Source organism: Bradyrhizobium sp. C-145 (genome assembly GCF_023375135.1).
GTDB lineage: Bacteria > Pseudomonadota > Alphaproteobacteria > Rhizobiales > Xanthobacteraceae > Bradyrhizobium > Bradyrhizobium zhanjiangense.
This window is the reverse complement of sequence record NZ_CP088150.1, coordinates 6203511-6225587: the sequence shown is the minus strand read 5'-3', so window position 1 is coordinate 6225587 and position 22077 is coordinate 6203511. Positions and strand designations below refer to the sequence as shown.

Genomic DNA, 22077 nt, shown 5'->3' with positions numbered 1-22077 from the left:
GACTTGCATCGCGTAGTGGTCAGGCTGAATTTCTGGGCAACAGCAGTTCGTTTGATCGCGGTGAACAATGCATCTCAGGAAGTTGTCGCCGCCGCGTCGAGACCACGGCGAGACAGATATCGTTCATATTGGTCGGAGCCGTGCTGGAAAAATCATCGGTAGAGATGGCGTTGAAACCGGCCGTGGGTGCAGTCTTCGCGCTGCTGGACGGTCGATCAGTGCTTTTCAGCGAGACAAGTCAAAAGATCTATGAGCTGGACCAGGTGGGGGCATTCATTTGGTGCAAGTTGGCACAGGGCGCTTTTTTGGAAGACATCCATCGGGAACTCGGCCGGCTAGGCATTGATGAGCACGCAGCGCGCCAGTTCACGCGGCAGGCCATGAACATCTGGATCGATCGAGGGTTGCTCGACATCGACTGGCGAATGCCGGCCAATTGTACCTTCTCAGCGGATCTGGGGCGGCGCAGGATCAGTGTCCGGGCCGCAAACTGGGACCTCTTGCAACAGTTGATCCCGCTGTTTTGCGCTCCGGACGACAACGGCGGCGAAGAGGATATCGTGATCGAGGCAATGGTGCTGGACGATCAGGTATTCTTCCGTGGGAATGATGCTCGGGTCCACAGGTGCGAAGCTGGTGCCCTGGCACCTACAATCAAGGCTCACATCACCGAGCGACTTATCCGAAGCGATCGTTGGGTTTTCGCGCTCCATGCCGCTTCTCTCGCGAAGTGCGGTACGGGCTTGCTGCTGTGCGGCCAACCGGGAGCCGGAAAATCGACTCTTACACTGCGACTGGTGAACGCTGGATTTCAGTATGCCGGTGATGATGTTGCGCTGATCGGGGCTGACGGAACGATCTGTGGAATCCCATTTGCCCTCACCCTCAAGGAGGGGTCGTGGGAGGTGCTGTCGCGACTATATGGCGATTGGAACGACGTGACGCATTGCCGGCCCGATGGCGCTCAGGTGCGGTATTTGCCAATTCCCGACGCGCACAAGGGATGCCTTTCCGCCAGTTGGATCGTCTTTCTGAACCGGGTTGCCAGCGGTCCCGTCGAACTGACCCCGCTGGATCAGCTTGATTCGATGAAGCGGCTCATTGAGGGGGCATTTGCCGCGGACGGGAGACTGTCGCATGCCGGCTTTCTCGCTTTGAAGCGCATAGTTGCGGGCGCGCGATCGTTCCAACTTACCTATTCCGATTCGGCTGAGGCTCGGGGGCTGCTGATGGACTTGTGCAATGGCAAGGCATAGTGCGGCACTGACGAGCCTTTGCAATTGCTTGCGAGGCAAGCCGACCATCGATGTAGAGTGGACGTCCGTAGTCGGACTCGCAAATCAGACGTTGACGACGCCGGCGCTTATCGATTTCGTCGACCAATTTGCATCGGAGTTGCCGGAAGACGTCTGCACGTATGTCCGCCAGATCTACCGCCGAAACGTGCTGCGGAACGACCGCTTGGTCGCTCAACTGGAAGAAGCCGTCGTCGCGATGAATGGCCACGGAGTTACGCCAATCCTGCTCAAGGGGGCGGCGACGCTGGCTACCTCACCCAGTGAGCGACGAGGCGTTCGGCTGATGTGTGATCTGGATATCATGGTCATGCCGGAGGAAACGGAACGAGCAGTTGCCGCTCTGGGCGCGATCGGCTATGGAATACATCACCAGGCTCCTCCCGAAAGCGAGAGATGGCATGTCGATCTGAATCGGTCGCGCGATGTCGGAACTATCGATCTGCAGCAGGCCGCTCCCGGCCCGGCGTACCTATACCATGGCTCCGGACATGCACTGAACCATTGCGTCCCTGCGCTCCTGGGTCGGGGAAACGTATATATCCCAACCCCAACTTACCAAGCGCTCATGTTGATCATTCATGATCAGTTCCAAGATTATGGTTACTGGCTTGGCGAGCTCGATCTGCGACATCTTGTTGAGTTGCGCGACCTGAATAATTCTGTCGAGGGCCTGGACTGGAAGGAGCTTGCTTCTCATGTCTCAGGCGAATTGATGAAGAACGCGGTCGAAACCCAGCTGCTCGCTCTCGCTGCGCTGCTCGGGGTCGAAGTCCCGCACTCGATGCGCTCCCGACTGATTCCTCGTCTGCAGTTCATGCGACAATTGATGCAAGCGCGCTTTCCGGCCACACGTGTGCCCTTCCTCGCAATGACGGTCCTGGACCTCAGAAATTACCGGAGGGAGGCGGTCACCCGCTACACGCAAACCAGCGTGCGCCGGCCTGGATTGTGGTCCATGCCAAGAGCGGACACCTTACAGTTTTTGTTGAGGGCGGCTACCGCAGTTCGTGTGGGAAAGGTCTAAAACCAGCGACGGTCAGACGAGCGCTTTCGAGGGGTTTGGCGGCAGATTTCATGCTCGGAACGGATTTGAATTGGCTGCGGTCCGAAACCTAACCAGGTCGGCATATGGCTTTCCGGAATCCGCAGGAGCCATAGGCAGCCTAAATCTGTGCAGTTGCGCAGAGCTAGGAATGCCCTCGACCACCGGCATTCCGATCGGACGATTCGCCGTTCTCGCGAATCCTGAACTCTTCGAGCGTGTGCCCCGATTGGAGCGCCGCAACCAGCCAGCGAGGCTGTTTACCGCGTCCCGACCAAGTCTCCGTCGGCTGGAGTGGATTGAAGTATTTCGGCACGACCTTCGGGTATTTGCGGCGCGGCGGCTGGCCCGTTCCCGTCTCGGCGGCGCCGCTTTCAGCTGCAGCGGACTGCTCCGGCTGGTTGAGCTGCGCAAGGCGTTTTTCGAGTTCCCGCTTCTCGGCCGTGATCTTTTCGGCAAGTATCTTTGTTAGCTCCTCGTGGAGGAGCCAAAGTTCTTCAAAGTCCATGGCTTCGAGATCTTGCCGATGCAGCATTCACGTCACCGTTTGCCTGACCCCTGATCCATCATCCTCCACCTTTCGGAGTATCGTTGTTCGAGCGGCGAATGAAACGATGGACCCCGGTCAGCGCTTCAATTGACGCGACAATAAATAAATAGTATATTATTTAATAATTATTGCGAGGATTATTTTATTAAATTGGCTCGACGAGTGAGCAAAAGTGGTGGTAGGCACAAGAGCAAAATGGATATTGTCGATTACCCTCTTAGACGTCTCGAGAGTTCGATCAGCCGGTTTATCGTTCCCTCGGCTGCATTGATGGACGTCCGGGCTCTGAAGGAGCAAATTGAGCTTCGACGGCGCGCGCTCAGCGACATCGAGGCTATTTGCCTCCAGTTGCAGCTATCGGACGGGCGTATCATAAGAAGTTTCCCCAGAAGGGGGAAAAGCCGCCTCGCCCGCCGTGCACATTCGCTGAGAGTGCGGCGTGCCAGATTGGCCTTGCGGCCCGCCTAATTGATTCCTTCATTTTTAGAATCGTCGCTTGCCTGCGGATGCGGCTACACGTAAGGCGACGCGATGTTCGCTTCCCCGCAATTAAATTCTGCGGATAGCTTATTTTTCCGCCTTGATTAGCTCCGATTACTTAGTTAAGTGGAACGCGAATTTCGGTTCGTGTTCCATACATTTTTTTGGAAAACTGACACCTCGGACTTGATTAATCAATCGGGGCCGTATCAAATGGGCGCAACTACAGGATGCTCGCATGACGACTAAGAAGCTTGAACTAGAAGCAATGTCCCTCGACGATCTTTGGTCGCTTCATGAGGAAATTAGCGGGATTTTATCAGCCCGGATTAGGGCTGAAAAGCAGGAACTAGAGAAGCGGCTGGCGGTGCTCGGGGGCGGTATGGGCACTTTTGTCAATTCCTCGGCGGGACCCGAAATTTCACCCCCCGGAAAGCCCAGACGCAAATATCCGCGAGTGCTCCCGAAATACCGCAATCCTCAGACGTCCGAAACCTGGTCGGGTCGGGGAAAGCGGCCACGATGGCTGGTTGCAGCTATAAAGTCGGGCCGCAAAATCGAGGAGTTCCGATTGGGCGAAACAAATTCGAGGGTCCGGCAGCGGGCGTGATTTGATCCGATCGCACCATCCAGTTTCGCGCGGCTGAAAAGTGACTGCCGGGTGGCCGCCAAGAGTAATGCAACTCAACAGGCATTGCGGCCCCGCAAAACCTCAAGAGGAGTCCGCAGCAGGATCTCGAGATCAAGGCGAAGACTCCAATTGTCGATATACCAGAGATCGTACTCCACACGCCTCTCAACCATGGTCGCTGTAGGCGTTGGTCCGCGGCAGCCATGGATTTGGGCCCATCCGGTCAATCCGGGTCTCACTCGGCGCCGGAAGGCGTACTTCCGGACGAGCTTGTCGAACTGTCCGTCGTGGGCCAAGGCATGGGGGCGTGGGCCTACCAGTGACATGCTGCCGTCAAGAACATTCAACAACTGCGGCAGCTCGTCCAAGCTCGTTCTCCGTAGCCATCTGCCGACCCTGGTGATGCGAGGGTCAAGAGGCGTTGCCTGAACGACGACAGGTCCATTCTCAAGCACATGCATCGTCCGAAACTTTCGGATGGAGAATATTCGGCCATTGAAGCCGCATCTTTGTTGCTTGAAGAGGATCGGACCGGGAGAATCCAATCTGATCGCGACCGCAGCTATCGCGAGGAATGGTGCAAAGACTGTCAAAGCAAGTCCCGCACCGATGATATCAACTACTCGCTTGCTTGCGCACTCGATTGCGCTGAGGGGGCCGGGCTGGATCTCTACGCAAGCGGCACTTCCCAAGCTCCTCGTCGGATGTCGAAGCAGTTCGGATGCAGCACCAACCGGGACGAACACGATAGGGAATGGCAGCACTCTCAAATCGGAGATAAAGGCACGAAGGTCGGCCCAACGTTCCGGATTGGCCTCCAGCACGATTTTATCGACTTCGGAGTTACGAATATGTTCGATCACGCGGGAGCTGAGCCGTTTTCTGAAACCAGGGTCCGAACCTATCGCAGGCAAACCAAAGCGGCCCTTAACGCGATAGCCGAGGATCGCGAGAGTCTCGGCCAGACCAGCATGAGTCGAGGGCGGCTGATCGGTGATCAGGACGAGATTCGTCCGAGCGAACCTCCTGCCACTGAAGCATTTTATTAGCAGTATCCTGGCAACGCACCGTTGCGCAATCAAAGATGCCAGGCCGAGTGCCGCAAACAGGAGCCCGGCACCTCGGAAAAACTGTGGATTGTCATCGAGCATCTCCACGGCGGCGGCCAGGACATGCAACAAGATCCACGTGAGGCAAATGGCGCGAACTTGGCTTCGGAATACGAGGAGTTCGGTTGGCCGATACAGTCCCCTGCCTTTCAGAATGTAGACAAAAGATACTGATGCTGCTGCTGCGTAGGCGCATGCCTGGGCTAGTCCAGCTGGTGCCGGGCTGCCAGGTGAAAGAAGCGCGGAGAGGAAGCCGGCGAATAGAATGGTCGCGATATCGGCGCAGACCGCTACAAATTCGACAGAGTCGTACCGGACGGGCCATTTGCCTTCATCAGCAATGGACGATTGTGAGCTGACGAGAGTTAGATCGCTCTCATGGTCGCCGATATGCCGGTTGATAAAATTCATGGCTAATCAACAAGGAGCGCAGGCGGTTAATGATTAATATACTATAAATTTAAATGTATTTAATCAACCTGAATTCGTTGCGAGTTCGATAAATTTAATCGGAGCTGTTAAACGCGTCGCGACCAGGACCGATTTGGGTGCAATTGGGGCATACCGCTGAAAAAAGCTATGGGCCTCGCGAGCGCAACTTCTGAACGTAACCTGGGTCGAGCTCCGAAATCGAGCTCTCGGCAAACGCCCTGCCGTCTGCTGATGCCGACCGGTATGCGGTGGCGATGGCTGGCCGGAGTGCGGCCTGGCCGGTCATTGCAACTTTGAGGTCGCGTCGGATAAGATCTCGAAGCTCAGGCTCCTTGATCGCAGCATCAGTGCCGAGAGCAACGGATAGCCGTAGTGGAATAAGATCCAGCGCGTTTGGTGCAGTATAGTAGGACATCTTAAGTAAGCTTGTCGTGTCATAAGTCGCCGCGTGCTGCTTTGAAAGCGCCGCAAGCATGAGCCAAACGTCGCCTCGAAGGGGTGAGTATTCCAGCACTGCAGAAAAAGCATTCAAGTCCGCGGACCGGCCGGTATTCTGCGGGTCCGTAGCCTTGTCAGACTTAAGGCGCACAGTTGCAGATCCCGAGATGGTCGCGATGTTCTCGCGCGTGGATTGGAGCGCTGAGGTCCAGGCTTCGTTCGAACCGGCAACCGATGTAACTGAGAGGCGATCACCAAAAGGCCAGCTTTGCGAGACCAAAGCTGCTTGCGCAGCTAACAGCAATCCGATCATTGTCAGAGCAACGCGCGTCAGAGGCCATGGGCAAGCGAAGATGGTTGAAGGAATTCGTCGCGCTGCCGTGGTCCGGTCGCTGGTTTCCTGCGTAAGCTGCCGCAACTCGATGGACTTCACGTCGCGGGCTGTACCGGACAGGCTTTGAGCAAAAGCCAGGCCGTAGACCGCCGCCACCAATAGTGATGCCCATAAATCGAAAAGGCTGCTTTCGGCAAAGGCCAGTATTGTCAACGATATGGAAGCCCCTGCGCCGACGGCTGGGTACAAGTAACCGTGATTGCGAGACAAGGCGCGCCCGAACAAGATGCAGGCGCTGATGACGGTGACTATCAACAGGCCGCAGAGGAACGTCCGTCCCATTTCGACCGCGACTGCCGCGGCAGCGGTCGGCCGTTCGCGCATTGCGAGCATGCCAACATCCCCATAAATCGGCAGAAGCGCAACAAACGTGCCTGCACCGGTCCCGATCGGGTGAGTGTCCTGTAGCATCCGCTCAGTTGCTGCCCGAGCTTGCGTCGACAAGGCCATCGTCAGGTCAGCATTCCGATTAATCGGAACGAAAGTGAAGCTGGCGACGAACAACATGGTGGCGCTCGCAAGAACACCAGCTCTGCCCCACAGGCCAAAAAACCATTTGCGAATAGCGACCACCGTGAGGATGGTTGTCGCCCCGAGCAGAACGGCAATCAGCGCGGTCGAACCGCTAAAAAGCGCGATCGCCGCAACGGAGACGATCAATGCTAGAATTGCGCAGGTAAGAATGACGAGCGGTGCTGTCGGCGAGCGAGGCGAGCGTCTAGGCAGCCGCAGCTGGTCGACCGCACGGATAGCCATTGCAGTGGAGAGAAGGGCACCAAGTGCCGCCGCGGTCGAGCCTGTCCAGGCTTGTTCGGCGGACCAGGGGCCACCCAGGTTGCTTTTTCTCCATATAGAAAATATGCAGATGACGGCGGTGATCGATACGAGGATATAGAGGACCTGCGCCGCCCGATGTTTGTCCAGAGCAACGATCGCGGTGACGAGGGCCGCTGCGAGGACAACGTTATAATGTGAAAGTGCCAGCATCGTCTCGCGTACATCAACCGAGAACCTCTCTGCGAGAGGCTGGTCCAGGGCTGCCGACGCTGTCGCCCAGATCTGATTTCCGAGGCCGCGGAGCGGGATCGGAACAACTTGCAAGGCGATCCAAAGCACCGGTGCGGCTAGAGCCAGAATGAAGAGGGGCCGCAGAAGCTTCGCGAAGCAGGCGAGGGTTGACGAGCTGGAGAAGAGGCCGACAGCCAGTATAGCTGCCGCAAGAATGCCCGATACCCCTGGACCCCATAGGTTCTCAGCCGCAGCAATGGCCGCAGGCACAGCGAGCATTGTAGACTGGACAACCATTTCACACCAAATCTGACCCTGCCCCGCTCAAATCGGAGAGCATACTGCTGAAGGCGCTGACTCCATCGTTAGGTCTGACGTATGTCAGAGAAAGTCATCCTAAGAGTCCGACAAGCCGTATCTGACGTAGTGGCTGTCATCGTAGTAATCACTTCGGTGAGCGTCGTACCGTGCCATCGCCCTTATATCAGTCTTGTTGAGGACTACGCCGATCAAGGAATCAGAGATGGTCGGCGCAGTATGCAGGGCATGCTGAACCACATCGATTTTCGTCCGCCCCCATTCGACGACGAGAACATAGCAGTCGACCAAGGGCGCAGTGACGCGCACATCCACCAGTGGCGAGAGTGGAGGGAAATCCACAATGACGTAGTCATAGGCCTGCCGCAAACGATCGAATAGCTTGCTTATATTTTCGGCAGAAAGGATCTCGCTCGTGTGAAGCAGGGGCCCGCGGCGGACGGCTGGCAAGAATGCGAGATTAGTTTTGGGATCGTGCCAGATCGTCTCTTCGAGGGAACGCTTTCCGCTTGCAACCTCGAGTAATCCGAATGTAGCGTTTGGAGCCATGGCAGCAGAAAGTGAAGGGTTTCTAAGATCGCAATCGACCACAATAGCCCGCTTGCCGCTATGTCCGATGAGGTGAGCTAGAGAGGCTGCAATCGTCGTCTTGCCCTCATTTGGCAGAGCCGACGTGATTCCGATCACCTGATTGGAAGCCTTCGCGGAGGTGTGATCTATAGCAAGCTTGATTGAACGGATGGCTTCCGTGAAGCGGGAAAGGGGCATTCCGATGACGGCTCGGTGAAGCGTCGGCACGTTTGACATCGTGCGTGATCGCAGATCTTCATTCGATTGCTGGGATCGGACGGTCGACTTCTGCGCCTTCGGAGACGACAGCAAAGGGACCAACGACAAGCACGGTAGCTCCAGTGCGGCCTCCACCTGTGAAGACGTGCGAAAAACTCTGTCCATAATATCTCTCAGAAGAGCCAAGCCGATCCCGAGTGCGAGCCCCGCGGCTAGGCCGAAGCCCAGCACCAACTTTGCCTTCGGCTTGCTTTTGCGCTCTGGCGGGGAGGCGGCAAGGATCACACGTGTTTCCGAAATCGGAAATGTCTCCTGCTGAGCCGTCCCCATGGAGTGCTGCAGAAACGCCTCATGCATGGCGCGCAGACTTTTCGCTCGGCTCTCCAGTTCCCGTATGGTTAGTTCTGCGGAGTTCGTTAGGCGCGACTGCGAGACGGCTCGAGTAAGCTGCTTCTCGAGTTCCTGCTGCCGCTGCTGAGCAGCTTCCAATTCGTTTCTGCTGGTTTCAGCGAGCCTCTTAACCTCTTCGAGGATGGATGTGCGAATGTCACGTATCCGGTTCCGCAGGTTGACAACGGCCAAATGGTCGCGCCCGAACCGGGCTGACCAATCAGCTTCGCGACGTGATAACTCGAGATATTGCTGGCGAAGCGTATTGATAATCGTACTCTGCAGGACATCGGCGCTCGCCGCGTCAGGAGTGCTGATGGTGGATGAGCCAGCTGCATTAGCGTGCAGGATCGCGCCGTAGCGGTTGAACTTGACCTGTGCATCGGAAGTCTGGGTTCGGGCGGCTACCAATCGGGCGTTGAGATCGTTGACGGGCTGTTCGTCAATTGATTTTCCGCCGGTCGAGACGATGTTGTTTTGGGATTTATATGCGCTCACGGCTCGTTCGGCCGTCAGTGCTTGCTCATTGAGATTATGCAGACGTTCCTGCAACCAACTGGCTGCCGTTCGCGTGGCCTCGAATTTGGCATTCATTTGGTCGTTAATGTACGCGTTAGCCACGGCATTAGCGATCTCCGCCGCGCGTTCCGCGTTGCTCGAACTGTAGCTGACCTCGATGATCTTGCTAAATCCGATCCTGTACGCGGTGAGCCTATCCAACAACGCGTCGATCGCGCCCTCCTTGGGCGTATCAGCCTTCGAACCGTACTCCGGCTGCTGGCCGTGGTTTCGAATGCGATGTAGTAGCAAGCTGAAGGACCACCACGAACCGGTAAGGTCTGGATCGTTGGCGAGTTCCAGCTGCGTTATGACTGCCGCTGCAATGCCTCGCGATCTTATCATCTGCAGTTGCGTTTCGATTTGGGCCGCGTCGACGACGGGCTCCGGAAGAAAGGACTGTTGCTGAACGAATTGAGCTCGAGGATTCGACAACAGGAGTTGTGCTTGAGCTGTGTAGGTGGGGGGAGCGAACCGCAGGTAGAGCACCGCGCCAGCGAATACGAGAGCCGCGGTGACGATGATCATAAGATATCGACGTCTTACAAAAACGATCGCGAATTTGACGAGATCGCCGATCCCCCCGCCGTCGATTTGGTTCGACTGGGCCTGCCCACCCAGAGGCAAGCGCGTTCTGTCAGTCTGTAGAAGATTGCTCTGAAGCATGGGGTACCTGTCTGGGTCGGGAGCATGTCGGATCGGTCGCCCGCATGCGAGCGTTCGGTGCATGATTTATTAATTGAATATAACGCAGAAAAATATGATTGCCAAATTAAATATTATTCTGATATTAATCGAACGGCTCCTGTGGGGAAGGGTGTTTGGCCGTTTTGCGCAGTGCCGCTGTTGCGCCTGACAGGGATCGGCGGATGTAATTAAATGCGATTTGAATTTCGGTGGTAATGGTGCCCCGGCGGGACTCATGGGTGAAGTTAAAAAGCGCGTCGGGCCGACACGATCATTCAACGACGGTCGAACGGCTTGAATGGGCCGCGTTTTTGCTGACATGGCGAGGCACGGCGAGTTGGCTCAAGGCCTCGGATTCCTCTAGCGCCGCAAACGCGTGGCATCCGCGAGCGCCCATCATGACAGCTCGAATGACAACGGCGAGAGCAGTTTCGACGAGAGCAATTCGGTGCTTTGAAGATCTCGTTGCGACTACGTACCTGAGGACGTTTCTATGCTGGAAGTACGGTCTTTAGAGATCCCAGATATTAAGATGATTCACACGGATCGAGTATGCGACGCCCGGGGCTATTTCTGCGAGACATTTCGGCGATCGGCGTTCGCAGAGAAAGGGATTCTCGTCGATTTCGTTCAGGACAATCAATCCAGCTCAGATAAGGTTGGCACCGTCCGAGGCTTGCACTTCCAGCGACCGCCGTTCGCCCAGGCCAAGCTCATACGAGTGCTAAGCGGCGCTATTCTGGATGTCGTGGTCGACCTTCGGCGCTCATCGGCGACCTTCGGAAAGCATATAGCTGTCAAGCTGGATAGCAAAGCGGGTGAGCAACTGCTTGTCCCGAAAGGCTTTGCGCACGGTTTCTGCACGCTGCAACCTGAGACCGTCGTGTTCTACAAGGTCGACCAGGTCTACGCTCCAAGCCATGACGGAGGGCTCTATTGGGCCGATCCGGCACTGGCGATCGAGTGGCCGGTGACAACAGTCGAGGCCCAAGTGTCGCCAAAAGACAGGTCCCTGCCCAGGCTGGACCAGCTTACGGCCATTTTCGAGTGACGGAGAGCGGTCAGATGCGCGTTCTGGTGACCGGCGGAGCGGGATTTATCGGCTCTGCAGTGTGCCGTAGCTTGGTGCTGCAGAAGGGCGCCGCAGTAATCAATGTCGACAAGCTGACCTATGCGGCCAACTCAGCCTCGTTGGCGTCTATCGAGGGGCTAAAGTCATACTTGTTCGAGCAGCAGGATATCTGCGACCGCGGGGCCATGGATTTCGTGTTCAGCAGCTACCAGCCCGATGCGATCATTCACCTCGCAGCCGAGAGTCACGTCGACCGCTCGATCACCGGATCGGCCGCTTTCATTGCCACGAATATCGTGGGCACCTACACGTTGTTGGAAGCAGCCAGAAATTACTATGAGGGCCTCTCGGTGCCACGACGAAAGCGGTTTCGCTTCGTTCACGTCTCGACAGACGAGGTCTACGGCTCACTCGGACTTGCCGACTACTTCCGGGAGGAAACGGCTTACCAGCCGAGTTCGCCCTATTCGGCGAGCAAGGCAGCCTCGGATCATCTCGCGCTTGCATGGTTCAAGACCTATGGCCTGCCGGTCATTGTGTCGAATTGCTCGAACAACTATGGCCCGTTTCAATTTCCAGAAAAGCTCATCCCTTTGATGATTCTTAATGCGATCGAGCGCAAGCCGCTGCCGGTGTACGGCGACGGCCGAAACGTACGCGATTGGCTGCATGTTGAAGACCATGCGGCAGGTTTGATAACGCTACTGTCGGAAGGCAAGCCCGGCGAGAAGTACAATTTCGGCGGCGATAGCGAACGCTCCAACCTCGACGTGGTCACCCAGATCTGCGACGTCGTCGACAGACTGTATCCCGGTCCGGCAACGAGACGATTGATGATTACCTTTGTGCCGGATCGTCCGGGACACGATGTCCGCTACGCGATTGACGCATCGAAAGCTCGCCGTGAGCTCGGCTGGCGTCCCACAAGGACGTTCGAGCAGGGGCTGACCGAAACAGTCGCATGGTATCTCAAGAACCGCGCGTGGTGGGAGCGTGCCCGCAGCAGGGTTTATGACGGCTCACGTCTAGGGCTCTTGGCCACACAACATTGAGGCTGCAAATGACGGAAAGGCCCATTTTGATTGCCGGTCGCAATGGTCAGTTGGCAAGGTGTCTTCATGACCTCGCGGTGCTGGACAGCATGCCCGTGGTCTCCCTTGGACGCAGCGAATTCAATCTGGAGGCTCATGGGGAACTCCGTCGAGCGATCGATCCATTCGCACCATCCATGATCATCAACGCTGCCGCTTACACGGCGGTGGACCTAGCAGAATCGGAAGTAGCAAGAGCATTCAGCATCAATCGCGACGCAGCGGCCGCGTTGGCCGATGTCGCATGGCAAATGAATATACCGTTCATCCACATTTCAACCGACTATGTCTTTGACGGCACAAAGCTGGATGCTTACGATGAAAGCGATGTTCCTGCGCCAATGAATGTGTACGGCGCATCGAAGCTCGCTGGCGAAGCTGCAGTTCTAGCGGCTCACCCGCTCGCAACGGTAATTCGCACTTCATGGCTATACAGTCCTCATGGCAACAACTTTGTTCGGACGATGCTGCGGCTCTGTGAATCGCAACCGATCGTCAAAGTCGTTCAGGATCAATGCGGAAATCCAACTTCCGCGCTCGACCTTGCGTCGGCGATCCTTCAGCTCTCGGCGCGGCTGCTAATCCACGATCGTAGAGCCATGGCCGGCATCTTTCATCTTGCCGGACAAGGTGAGACGACCTGGCATGGGTTTGCCCAAGCGATCTTCGACTTGCTCGCTCATCGCGGAATCCGAGTGCCGCAGCTTGAGGCTATCACGAGCGAACAGTACCAGACGGCCGCGCGACGGCCGCGGAATTCGCGCCTCGATTCATCCAAGGCCGAACGCGTCTTAGGCATTCGATTGCCGCTATGGCTTTGTTCTCTCGAAACTTGTCTCGACCAACTCGTGGAAGGTAGCATCGATGCTGAAAGGAATTGTGCTGGCCGGGGGCAGCGGAACTCGACTGTATCCAATCACGAGGGCGGTCAGCAAGCAGCTACTGCCCATCTATGACAAGCCGATGATCTACTATCCCTTGTCGACGCTGATGTTGGCAGGCGTGCGCGAGATCCTTATCATAACCACGCCATCAGATCGGTGTCAGTTTGAGCGCTTACTGGGGGACGGCAGTCAATGGGGAATTAAGCTCAGTTACGCGGAGCAGCCCCGACCCGCCGGTCTGGCGGATGCGTTCATTGTTGGCGCAGACTTCATCGGGAACGATCGCGTTGCGATGGTGCTTGGAGACAACATCTTCTTTGGCGACGCCCTGAGCGAAATGCTCGCAAGGGCTGCCGAGCGTGAGGAAGGTGCAACCGTTTTCGCCTATCATGTACGAGACCCGGAGAGGTATGGCGTCGTTACGTTCGATGAGGACGGTCGCCCGCTGCGAATCGAGGAGAAGCCGAAGCAGCCGAGCTCGAACTGGGCGATCACCGGTCTCTATTTCTTCGACAACAACGTCGTGCGCTACGCACGGCGCATCGAGCCGTCGTCTCGCGGAGAACTCGAGATCACCGATCTGCAGATGCGGTATCTTTCGGCCAAGGCACTCCATGTCGAGCGGATGGGGCGGGGTTTCGCTTGGCTAGATACTGGCACAGTGGAATCGCTGATCGATGCGGCGATGTTCGTGCAGACGCTCGAAAAGCGCCAGGGGATGAAGGTTGCCTGTCTTGAGGAAATTGCGCTGAGGCAGGGCTTCATCGATCGCGACCAAGTCGCCACGCTGGCCAGACCCTTGGAGAAAAGCGGCTATGGCATGTATCTGAATGAAGTCTTGCACTTCGTCCGATAAAACCGAGATGACAGTCGACTGTCTCGGAGCCGGCTGCAGATTGGGATCGAAAACTTTGCGCTGTCCATATGGTCCCCTGTCGGGCAACTTCTGATGGCTGGCTTTCGGCCGATTTAAGCCGACCCGCGTTATGTGGTGCAGCTTGAAAATATGTTATCGGAATTTTGTCATTTATGATTTGAATTAAAATAAGTAATGATATTAAATCGTCTGAGTTGTCGGACCAGCGAGCATGGTACCAATACCTTTCTTGGACTTGAAGGCACAAGCTCAGACAGTCGGTTCGCAAATCGACGTTGCGATCGCGCGTGCCATTCGAGGCGAGCGGTCTGCATCGAGGTCTGAAGCGGGCTCTTTCGAGAAACGCTTCGCGGATTACTGCAACGTCGCTTGCTGCTGCGCCGTTAACAGTGGCACATTGGCGCTCCGGCTCGCATTGCTGGCCGCTGGAGTGGGCCCGCGCAATGAAGTGATCACGGTCTCGATGAATTTCGTCGCGGCGACGGCTGCCATTATCAGCTGCGGTGCAACACCTGTCTTTGTGGACGTTGATCCAGTTACCTGGACAATGAACCCTGCTCTAATCGAGGCTGCGATTACGAACAAAACGAGGGCGATCCTGCCGGCCCATCTGCATGGACTCATGGCCGACATGGATCCAATCATGTCGATTGCCCGCCGCCATGGTCTCTTTGTAATCGAGGACGCTGCGCAGGCGCATGGTGCTGTGTATAAGAGCAGCCGTGCCGGCTCGATCGGAGATTTCGGCTGCTTCAGCTTCTATCCCGACAAGAACCTCGGAGCCCATGGTGAGGCCGGAGCAGTTGTTACCGATCAGCCGGAACTCGCGCGACGTGTGTCGTGGCTTCTCGATCGGACTCAGGATGACGAGCGCAATCACGTTTTCGCAAGATACGATGATCGAATAGACGAATTGCAGGCGGCAGTACTGAACGTAAAGATGGACCACATCGAAGCCTGGACCGAGGCACGTCGATCGATCGCCGCGCAGTATGATCAGGAACTGTCCAATCTGGCACTCGCGCGTCCGCGGCCACCCAGCCACAGCCGGCATGTCTGTCATATCTACGCCCTTAGGCTTCAGCATCGCGATCAGGCTCTTGCCATGCTAGGCCGCGCGGGGATCGGCGTCGGCATTCATTACCCGGTTCCGGTCCATTTACAACAGAGCTACGTAGAACTTGGATATCGCGTCGGCGATCTGCCTGTAAGTGAGAGGCTTGCGCGTGAATTTCTATCGCTTCCGATTTATCCCGAGCTGTTGCCGGAGCGAGCCGGCATTGTTGCCGCCGAAGTGAGAAAAGTCGCTCCACGAGAGGCCCAGATATTTCGGAGCGACTGGGCATTTCACGACAAAAGGCCTCGATATGGCCGATTAGCCTAGAACCAGGAGAGCGGTCAGGATGGATCTCAAGGGTAAACGCGTTCTCGTTACCGGAGGTGCCGGATTCATCGGTTCGCATATCGTAGATTTGTTGTGCGACGAAGGCTGCGTCGAGATCGTCGCGCTCGACAATATGACGACCGGCCGACCGGAGAATCTTAGGAAGTCGTTTAATCGAGGACCCGTGCGATTGGTCCGCGGCGATTTGCGCGACACCAAGTTGGTAGAAGCTCTCGTAAAGGGAGCCAACATCATCTTTCACCATGCTGCACCATGCAGTGCCCATTGCATGGCCGAACCGCGTCTTGCCATGGAGGTCATGGTGAACGGTACCTTTGACATGCTTGAACTTTGCGTCAAGTATGACGTCGAGAAGTTCATCGCCGCGTCTTCCGCTTCGGTGTACGGCGCGGCGGAGGAGTTTCCGACGACGGAGCATCAGAACCCGTATGGAAACCGTACGTTCTGTGGAACAGCGAAGGTCTGCAATGAAGGCCTGCTCCGCGCCTATAACGATATGCATGGTCTCGACTATATCGCTTTGAGATATTTTGACGTGTATGGCAGCCGAATGGACGTGCACGGTCGATACGCCGAGATGTTGATCCGCTGGATGGAGGAAGTGGAGGCTGGAACGCCGCCGGTAATAGTTGGGCACGCCCAGCAGACCTTGGACTTAGTGCATGTCCGTGACGCAGCACGCGCAACCATCCTTGCTGCGAGGGCAAAGGTCAGCGACGAGGTGTTCAACGTGGGGAGCGGTATCGAAACAAGCTTGGTGCAGCTCGCTTCGGCCTTGGCTTCCGTTATGGGCCATGACGGCGTGCTCCCGCAAATCGCGCCCGAGCACTCGATCAATCCTGTACCGCGCCGGGTGGCGTCGACAGGCAAAACGGAACGTCTGTTGGGCTTCCAAGCCACAGTGCCGCTCGAACTCGGACTGACGGAGTTTGTGAAGTGGTGGCGCTCCGAACGAGGACTTGCAACCGCGCGGCAACGACAGGCTCTGGCTTCATGAGTCCCCCTGCTGTGCCACAACATCCCGTGAAGAAGCCGAAGCCGTGCGTGCAGCCGTCCTGGCACTGCACTTTGCGTGCTCGAGGCGGTCTTCCCGATAGGAGGACCGGCACTTGACAGAAAGCTGGCCGAAACACGGAAGCCGGGCAAGTTTCGTTCATGAAATTGAGTGCGATGGAGAATGGCAATGCGAGTTCTTGTAACAGGTCATCTTGGCTACATCGGCACGGTCTTGACGCCAATGCTGGTCGGCGCCGGTCACGAGGTGGCTGGAATGGACAGCGACATCTACTCCCGGTGTACATACGCTGCTGGCGGTAGCATTCTCGAGGTCCCGACGATTTGGAAGGACGTCAGAGACGCGGAGGTTGCGGATCTCGTTGGCTTCGACGCTGTGCTGCATCTAGCGGCGCTCTCAAACGATCCGCTCGGCAATCTGAGGCCTGAACTGACCGACGAGATCAATCATCGTGCAAGCGTTCGCATGGCCGAGATAGCGAAATATGCCGGCGTACGTCGTTTCGTGTTCGCCTCGTCTTGCAGCAACTATGGAAAAGCCGGCGAGGAAATGATCGATGAGACCGCCGCGCTCAATCCGGTGACGGCCTACGGGGAATCCAAGGTTGCCTCCGAACGTGATATTTCGACGTTGGCCGGCGACGGGTTTTGCCCGGTGTATCTGAGGCCAGCGACAGCGTACGGAGTCTCACCGCGGCTGCGCTTCGATATTGTCCTGAACAACCTTGTTGCATGGGCGTTTACGACGGGACGAATTCACCTGAAATCTGATGGCTCGCCCTGGCGGCCGATCGTCCACATCGAGGATATTTCTCGAGCTTTCATCGCCGCATTGGAGGCGCCCGCCGAATCCGTCTTCAATGAGGCATTCAATGTGGGTCAGACTGCTCACAATTATCGAATTCGGGATCTAGCCGAGATCGTCGCGAGTGTGGTGCCGAATTCTACGGTGGATGTTGCCGAGGATGCGAGTCCAGATGAGCGATCCTACCGAGTGAGCTTCGAGAAGATCCGCTGCAAGTTGCCAGGGTTTGAGCCGCTGTGGGACGCTCGAATGGGCGCCGAACAGCTTTACAGAGTCTATCGTTCCTCGAAGTTGACTTTGGAGGAGTTCGAAGGGCCGCGATATCAACGTATCGGCCATATTCGGAAGCTGCTGGCGGAGCGAATTCTCAGTAGCGACTTGCGCCACTCGAAACCGCGGCTTCAAGCGGCATCATGAACGGTCCGCTGACGGTCGGCGAAAGGCTGGTAAGCGGGAATCTTGGCGAGGATATATTCGCCTTCGCGGCCGAGATATATCCGATCTGCCGCAGCATCACCGGCAAAGGGGTGCGGAAAACGCTGCAGGCGATCCGTTCACATATCAATCTTGAGTTGCACGAGGTTCCGACCGGAACGGAGATATTTGACTGGGCGGTCCCGCGGGAATGGAACGTCCGTGAAGCGTACATCCGCGACCAGCGTGGCCGAAAGATCGTGGATTTTGCCACGTCAAACCTTCATCTGATGAGCTACAGCGTCCCAGTTCATCGTTGGGTATCGTTGGCAGAACTCAAGCAACATGTGTACACGCTACCGGACCAGCCGGACCTGATTCCTTATCGGACTTCTTACTATGCCGAGAATTGGGCGTTCTGCATGCCCCATCGACTGCTTGAGAGCCTCGAAGACGAACGGTACGAGGTGGTCATCTATACCGAGTTTTCTGATGGCTCTTTGAGCTATGGCGAATATTTGCACAAGGGCGAAACGGACGATGAGTTTCTGCTTTCCGCGCACATCTGCCACCCTTCACTTGCCAACGACAACTGCTCGGGAGTTGCGCTACTAACCCATCTCGCAAAACGGATGGCGGGGCTCAGAACCCGACACAGCTTCCGATTTCTGTTTGCGCCAGGAACGATCGGTGCGATCACGTGGCTTGCACGCAATGAGGATCACGTAAAGCACATCAAGCATGGGCTCGTCGTGTCCATGGTCGGAGACGGAGGAGGTCCAACATATAAAAAGAGTAGGCGAGGCGACGCCAAGATCGACAGAGTGCTCACTCACAGCCTTCGGCATTGCGGGCTAACCCCGACGATTCTCGAATTTTCTCCGTATGGTTATGACGAGCGTCAGTATTGTTCGCCAGGATTCAATTTACCTGTTGGTCTCTTCCAGCGCAGCCAGTTCGGCGGAGTACCACAATATCACACCTCAGCCGACAATCTCGATTTCATCGCGCCAGATCATCTGGCTCAGTCCTACCGCCTCATAGCCGAGACTATCGATATCGTCGAAAACGACATGGTGTATCGTAACACAAACCCCAAATGCGAACCACAACTGGGGCGGCGCGGACTTTATGGGGCCATCGGAGGGGACAAGGACGCCGTAGCTGCCAATATGGCCATGCTCTGGATCCTCAATCTGTCTGATGGGATACATTCGCTACTTGATATTGCCGAACGCGCCAATTTGCCGTTCGGCCTAGTGCGAAAGACGGCGCAGCTGCTGCATCGAAACGGGCTCTTAACGCCGTATGGCGATGTCGATCCGAGCAAGAGCTGAGCGCAAAAGCGATGGGTCGAATCTTTTAGAAACGACCTCGGGCGGCCTGAACTTGGTCCGCAGGGTTGGTTTCGAGAAGTAGAACCCAGTCACCATCGCCAGCGCTATTGGACCCCGGCGGAGAAAACCTGCGAACGCCTCCGTTTATGAGGGGGGACCGGGCTGCCGGCCGGTAGGTGGCGTTGGTTGGGTCATACCAGCGGGCTGTGGCCGGCGCGGCCAGTTTCGACATGTCGATCGTGATGGGGCGATTGGTCGGAAAATAGACAATCACGAGCGAACCGTCGGCCGTTCGAGCCGTGGGTGCATATGTATTAGTCGCTATCGATCCGAAGTGCGTGAACCCTCTGAATTTGGAGAAGAGACCTTGGACGAATGTGGAGACCCGACAGCTGCCGAGATAAGCAGCCAACTTCGCGATGTGCTCGGAAAGCCAATCGTAGCCGTCAATCGTAACGGTATGTGTCCGATCGGGAACGAGATCATGCCACTTTCGGTGAACGAACAGATTTCTCATATAGCTGAGCTCAATCACGCCTCGACTATCCAACTCCTTCTCCCAGCCCTTATCGAAACGCCAGGTGCGCGCACCGTAGAGCTGCCCGGTCGCACCGCTTAGCATCGTCCAATACTCCTGTCGTCGCAGATTTTGCGTCGTCCCGCCATCCGTCCCGGCATTGTGCTCAAACTCGTAATTTGCTTCGACTAAGAAAACGGGCTTGTGGTCGGTGCGATTGTATTCGGTCAGTATCTGAGCGTAGGTTGGGAAGTACGTATATGCGGCACTCAGATCGATCAGCGGTCGCCAGCTTGGATCGTCCAGCGACCCGCTCGTCAGAAAATTGAGCTCCACTGTGTGGAGGTGGTTCAGGTCCGCATCCCGGATTCCCTGTGCGACAGCCTGCACCAGCGAGCGGTCATCGCTGTCTTGCCAGGACCGGAAATCGTTGCCGTGCATCCAGATGATGTTCGGAACGTCTCGGTAGCGGCTGCCAAGGTATTGGCCATAACCGTATGCCTTTGCAACGCCATTTGCCCTTAGAGTGGCCAGCCACCCGACGGTTTCGATAGGGTCGAGGATCACGACCATCCCACGCTTGTCGGCAAGACGGATCATATTGTCGGCGCGCCGAAAATAGGCTGGGTTTGGACGCGAGAGATCGGCCGGCACCGTAAACGGCACAAGACCGTCCGCGGTGGCGCCATCGGACCGGCATCCGGTGCCTGCATTGCACAGCAGATTTATCCAAAGAGCGTTGATCCCGTACCTTTCCCGGTTGGCAATGTACGCCGCCGCTTCGTCTTCGGATAAATTGCCGATGAGACTTTGGGGAGAGTCGCCAACCATCAGGAACGGTGCGCCGTCTCGGTCGACCAGGTAGCGATTGTTTGCACTGACCTTGAGGGGAAAGGCTGGCTTGGTCGAGAGAGAGACGGCAATTGGTCCCGAATTATGTACCCACGAAAGATCAAGTGCAAAAGCTTCGGCGCCAAACGACAGCAGCGCGCAAACCACGAGAATGCGGCTAGCTGGCGTGCGCATCCGCCTCTCCTGGGGTGGCATTGCTTCGGCCACGCGGGAGCGGATACGCCCGTCGTCGTGTTTCGGCGAGCGGTACGAATGTGGCTGCGTCTGTCATCCTCTTAGCCGAAGGTTCAGCGCTTTCAGCGCTCAAATCGGGGCCAATGCAGATCCTTTTCGGAAATTTCCGCTATCGGCAACGGCCATTCAATTCCGAGCGCGGGATCATCGTAGCGAATGCCGTCAGCATATCCTGGTTGGTAAGGTGTAGAGATTAGGTAGCTCACTTCAACGTCATCGCAGAGGGTTTGAAAGCCGTGTGCGAAGCCTTTTGGAATGTAGAGCTGGCGGCCGTTCGCAGACGAGAGCTCAAATTTCTGCCAGCGACAAAAGGTCGATGAACCCCGTCTGACGTCGACTATGACGTCGAGAATGGCACCCTTCGTACAGCGCACGAGTTTTGCTTCACGATGAGGATCGCGCTGGTAGTGCATTCCACGCAGCGTTCCCTTGCGCGCTGAGTACGAAATACTGTGCTGCGGATAGCCGATTTCAAGTCCGTGGGCTGCAAACGCCTCGACACAGAACGTGCGAGCAAAGAACCCACGTTGGTCATGCACCGGCTCGAGTTGAACTAGGTAGGCGCCCGCAAGATTTGTGGAACGAAATTCCATCGTCTAGTTCCGGGAATTCTCGGAGCTCTCGGTTCGCGTTTGTTCGGGCATTCCGCCTATTCCGATAAAGTCGTCCTAGTACGATTTTAAATGCGGACGAATTTCTATATTTGTGACCTCTGCCGTGCGCGGCAGGAGCAACGAGTTTAGTACGACCTCAGCTATATCCTCTGCTTGAAGTAGAAGCTCCGGCTGATAGCGCCGGTCTTCATTTTTGTAGAGCGCCTTCATTCTTGGGGTCGCGGTGCGCCCCGGATAGATGCTGAGCACTCGGATCCCGTCGACATTGATCTCCTGGCGCAGACTATCAGTGATCGCCTTCAACGCGTGCTGAGTTGCCGCGAACGCTCCGCTATTGGCCTTGGGGTGAAGTCCCTGGGATGAATTAACAAACACAATCTGGCCTTGTCGAGCTTTGAGAAGCGGTAGTAGCTCCTGTGTAAGCAGGAATGGCATTCGGACATTCGTCCGATAGAGCAAGTCGAGTTGTTGCACCGGTGTTCTCTCAACGCTTCCGGTCGCGAGGGCTCCAGCGCAGTGGACCAAGACGTCGAGTGCCCCAAATTCGTTCCTGAGGTGTTGACCCAGTTCCTTGACGGCGCCATCGGCACTCAGATCTGCCTCATGCACCAACACCGTCGGAGCGGTCGCACGGGCAACATCGGCAACAGCCTCTAACCGCGCCAGATCTCGACCAATCAGACATACAGAGCTGCCTTGAGAAGCGATCGCGGTGGCTATCGCCCTGCCGATTCCGGAACTGGCGCCGGTGATCGCTGCTTTCCATTCGCTACTCATCGTCGGATCGTCCGGCCGTTGGGAAACTCAAACAAGCCAAACAGGGCAAGCTTCGGCTGG

The 22077-nt window shown here is 56.5% G+C and carries 18 protein-coding genes; 11 read left to right on the top strand and 7 right to left on the bottom strand.

Annotated features, from left to right (window positions below; genetic code table 11):
• Positions 1 to 140 precede the first annotated feature (140 nt).
• Positions 141 to 1256: a serine/threonine protein kinase gene (locus LRP30_RS29390; protein WP_249757001.1), complete on the top strand. Its 1116-nt coding sequence runs from the start codon at positions 141 to 143 to the stop codon at positions 1254 to 1256.
• Positions 1257 to 1347: 91 nt separating this feature from the next.
• Positions 1348 to 2322 (top strand): nucleotidyltransferase family protein, encoded by a 975-nt coding sequence (locus LRP30_RS29385; protein ID WP_249757000.1) that lies wholly within the window; start codon positions 1348 to 1350, stop codon positions 2320 to 2322.
• A 163-nt stretch (positions 2323 to 2485) separates the two neighbouring features.
• Here the strand turns inward: LRP30_RS29385 and LRP30_RS29380 are convergent, their stop codons facing one another.
• Complete coding sequence (locus LRP30_RS29380; protein WP_249756999.1) at positions 2486 to 2875, bottom strand: H-NS histone family protein; 390 nt, start codon at positions 2873 to 2875, stop codon at positions 2486 to 2488.
• Positions 2876 to 3608: 733 nt separating this feature from the next.
• Between LRP30_RS29380 and LRP30_RS29375 the strand changes: the two genes are divergently transcribed.
• Positions 3609 to 3980 carry an H-NS histone family protein gene (locus LRP30_RS29375; RefSeq protein WP_249756998.1) on the top strand — a complete coding sequence of 124 codons (372 nt, stop codon included), beginning with the start codon at positions 3609 to 3611 and terminating at the stop codon, positions 3978 to 3980.
• A 74-nt stretch (positions 3981 to 4054) separates the two neighbouring features.
• Here LRP30_RS29375 and LRP30_RS29370 read toward each other — a convergent pair whose 3' ends face one another.
• From LRP30_RS29370 to LRP30_RS29360, 3 genes are all read right to left on the bottom strand, one after another.
• Positions 4055 to 5521, bottom strand: coding sequence for an exopolysaccharide biosynthesis polyprenyl glycosylphosphotransferase (locus LRP30_RS29370; RefSeq protein ID WP_249756997.1), 1467 nt, complete (start codon positions 5519 to 5521; stop codon positions 4055 to 4057).
• A gap of 166 nt (positions 5522 to 5687) precedes the next feature.
• Entirely contained in the window at positions 5688 to 7361 is a 1674-nt protein-coding gene (locus LRP30_RS29365) for a hypothetical protein (RefSeq protein WP_249756996.1), read from the bottom strand.
• 417 nt (positions 7362 to 7778) lie between these two features.
• Positions 7779 to 9965, bottom strand: a complete 2187-nt coding sequence (locus LRP30_RS29360) for a polysaccharide biosynthesis tyrosine autokinase (RefSeq protein ID WP_346016180.1) — start codon at positions 9963 to 9965, stop codon at positions 7779 to 7781.
• Between the two features lie 652 nt (positions 9966 to 10617).
• Between LRP30_RS29360 and rfbC (LRP30_RS29355) the strand changes: the two genes are divergently transcribed.
• The 8 genes from rfbC (LRP30_RS29355) to LRP30_RS29320 all read left to right on the top strand — a co-directional run bounded on the left by rfbC (LRP30_RS29355) (position 10618) and on the right by LRP30_RS29320 (position 19023).
• Positions 10618 to 11175 (top strand): dTDP-4-dehydrorhamnose 3,5-epimerase, encoded by a 558-nt coding sequence (rfbC, locus tag LRP30_RS29355; RefSeq protein WP_249756994.1) that lies wholly within the window; start codon positions 10618 to 10620, stop codon positions 11173 to 11175.
• A 14-nt stretch (positions 11176 to 11189) separates the two neighbouring features.
• Complete coding sequence (gene rfbB, locus LRP30_RS29350; RefSeq protein WP_249756993.1) at positions 11190 to 12248, top strand: dTDP-glucose 4,6-dehydratase; 1059 nt, start codon at positions 11190 to 11192, stop codon at positions 12246 to 12248.
• 8 nt (positions 12249 to 12256) lie between these two features.
• Positions 12257 to 13243, top strand: a complete 987-nt coding sequence (gene rfbD / locus LRP30_RS29345; protein ID WP_249756992.1) for a dTDP-4-dehydrorhamnose reductase — start codon at positions 12257 to 12259, stop codon at positions 13241 to 13243.
• On the top strand, positions 13152 to 14027 hold the full coding sequence (gene rfbA / locus LRP30_RS29340; protein ID WP_249756991.1) for a glucose-1-phosphate thymidylyltransferase RfbA: 876 nt from the start codon (positions 13152 to 13154) through the stop codon (positions 14025 to 14027). Before rfbD ends, rfbA begins: the two co-directional genes overlap by 92 nt.
• 232 nt (positions 14028 to 14259) lie before the next feature.
• Positions 14260 to 15432: a DegT/DnrJ/EryC1/StrS family aminotransferase gene (locus LRP30_RS29335; protein ID WP_249756990.1), complete on the top strand. Its 1173-nt coding sequence runs from the start codon at positions 14260 to 14262 to the stop codon at positions 15430 to 15432.
• A gap of 19 nt (positions 15433 to 15451) precedes the next feature.
• Positions 15452 to 16450 carry an NAD-dependent epimerase/dehydratase family protein gene (locus tag LRP30_RS29330; protein ID WP_249756989.1) on the top strand — a complete coding sequence of 333 codons (999 nt, stop codon included), beginning with the start codon at positions 15452 to 15454 and terminating at the stop codon, positions 16448 to 16450.
• A 186-nt stretch (positions 16451 to 16636) separates the two neighbouring features.
• Positions 16637 to 17689 (top strand): SDR family oxidoreductase, encoded by a 1053-nt coding sequence (locus tag LRP30_RS29325; protein WP_249756988.1) that lies wholly within the window; start codon positions 16637 to 16639, stop codon positions 17687 to 17689.
• Positions 17686 to 19023, top strand: a complete 1338-nt coding sequence (locus tag LRP30_RS29320) for a DUF4910 domain-containing protein (RefSeq protein ID WP_249756987.1) — start codon at positions 17686 to 17688, stop codon at positions 19021 to 19023. Before LRP30_RS29325 ends, LRP30_RS29320 begins: the two co-directional genes overlap by 4 nt.
• Positions 19024 to 19048: 25 nt before the next feature.
• Here the strand turns inward: LRP30_RS29320 and LRP30_RS29315 are convergent, their stop codons facing one another.
• The 3 genes from LRP30_RS29315 to LRP30_RS29305 form a co-directional block, all read right to left on the bottom strand.
• Positions 19049 to 20566, bottom strand: a complete 1518-nt coding sequence (locus LRP30_RS29315) for a DUF4038 domain-containing protein (RefSeq protein ID WP_249756986.1) — start codon at positions 20564 to 20566, stop codon at positions 19049 to 19051.
• A 122-nt stretch (positions 20567 to 20688) separates the two neighbouring features.
• Positions 20689 to 21219 (bottom strand): dTDP-4-dehydrorhamnose 3,5-epimerase, encoded by a 531-nt coding sequence (gene rfbC / locus LRP30_RS29310; RefSeq protein WP_249756985.1) that lies wholly within the window; start codon positions 21217 to 21219, stop codon positions 20689 to 20691.
• A gap of 75 nt (positions 21220 to 21294) precedes the next feature.
• A complete protein-coding gene (locus LRP30_RS29305; protein ID WP_249756984.1) occupies positions 21295 to 22017 on the bottom strand; it encodes an SDR family NAD(P)-dependent oxidoreductase in 723 nt (240 codons plus the stop codon).
• Between the last annotated feature and the right edge of the window lie 60 nt (positions 22018 to 22077).

What these genes read in the sequence shown, in the direction of transcription:
- LRP30_RS29380 (WP_249756999.1), bottom strand. Translation starts at nt 2,875, where the DNA reads ATGCTGCATCGGCAAGATCTCGAAGCCATGGACTTTGAAGAACTTTGG.
- LRP30_RS29375 (WP_249756998.1), top strand. Translation starts at nt 3,609, where the DNA reads ATGACGACTAAGAAGCTTGAACTAGAAGCAATGTCCCTCGACGATCTT.
- LRP30_RS29370 (WP_249756997.1), bottom strand. Translation starts at nt 5,521, where the DNA reads ATGAATTTTATCAACCGGCATATCGGCGACCATGAGAGCGATCTAACT.
- LRP30_RS29365 (WP_249756996.1), bottom strand. Translation starts at nt 7,361, where the DNA reads ATGCTGGCACTTTCACATTATAACGTTGTCCTCGCAGCGGCCCTCGTC.
- LRP30_RS29360 (WP_346016180.1), bottom strand. Translation starts at nt 9,965, where the DNA reads ATGATCATCGTCACCGCGGCTCTCGTATTCGCTGGCGCGGTGCTCTAC.
- rfbC (WP_249756994.1), top strand. Translation starts at nt 10,618, where the DNA reads ATGCTGGAAGTACGGTCTTTAGAGATCCCAGATATTAAGATGATTCAC.
- rfbB (WP_249756993.1), top strand. Translation starts at nt 11,190, where the DNA reads ATGCGCGTTCTGGTGACCGGCGGAGCGGGATTTATCGGCTCTGCAGTG.
- rfbD (WP_249756992.1), top strand. Translation starts at nt 12,257, where the DNA reads ATGACGGAAAGGCCCATTTTGATTGCCGGTCGCAATGGTCAGTTGGCA.
- rfbA (WP_249756991.1), top strand. Translation starts at nt 13,152, where the DNA reads ATGCTGAAAGGAATTGTGCTGGCCGGGGGCAGCGGAACTCGACTGTAT.
- LRP30_RS29335 (WP_249756990.1), top strand. Translation starts at nt 14,260, where the DNA reads ATGGTACCAATACCTTTCTTGGACTTGAAGGCACAAGCTCAGACAGTC.
- LRP30_RS29330 (WP_249756989.1), top strand. Translation starts at nt 15,452, where the DNA reads ATGGATCTCAAGGGTAAACGCGTTCTCGTTACCGGAGGTGCCGGATTC.
- LRP30_RS29325 (WP_249756988.1), top strand. Translation starts at nt 16,637, where the DNA reads ATGCGAGTTCTTGTAACAGGTCATCTTGGCTACATCGGCACGGTCTTG.
- LRP30_RS29320 (WP_249756987.1), top strand. Translation starts at nt 17,686, where the DNA reads ATGAACGGTCCGCTGACGGTCGGCGAAAGGCTGGTAAGCGGGAATCTT.
- LRP30_RS29315 (WP_249756986.1), bottom strand. Translation starts at nt 20,566, where the DNA reads ATGCGCACGCCAGCTAGCCGCATTCTCGTGGTTTGCGCGCTGCTGTCG.
- rfbC (WP_249756985.1), bottom strand. Translation starts at nt 21,219, where the DNA reads ATGGAATTTCGTTCCACAAATCTTGCGGGCGCCTACCTAGTTCAACTC.
- LRP30_RS29305 (WP_249756984.1), bottom strand. Translation starts at nt 22,017, where the DNA reads ATGAGTAGCGAATGGAAAGCAGCGATCACCGGCGCCAGTTCCGGAATC.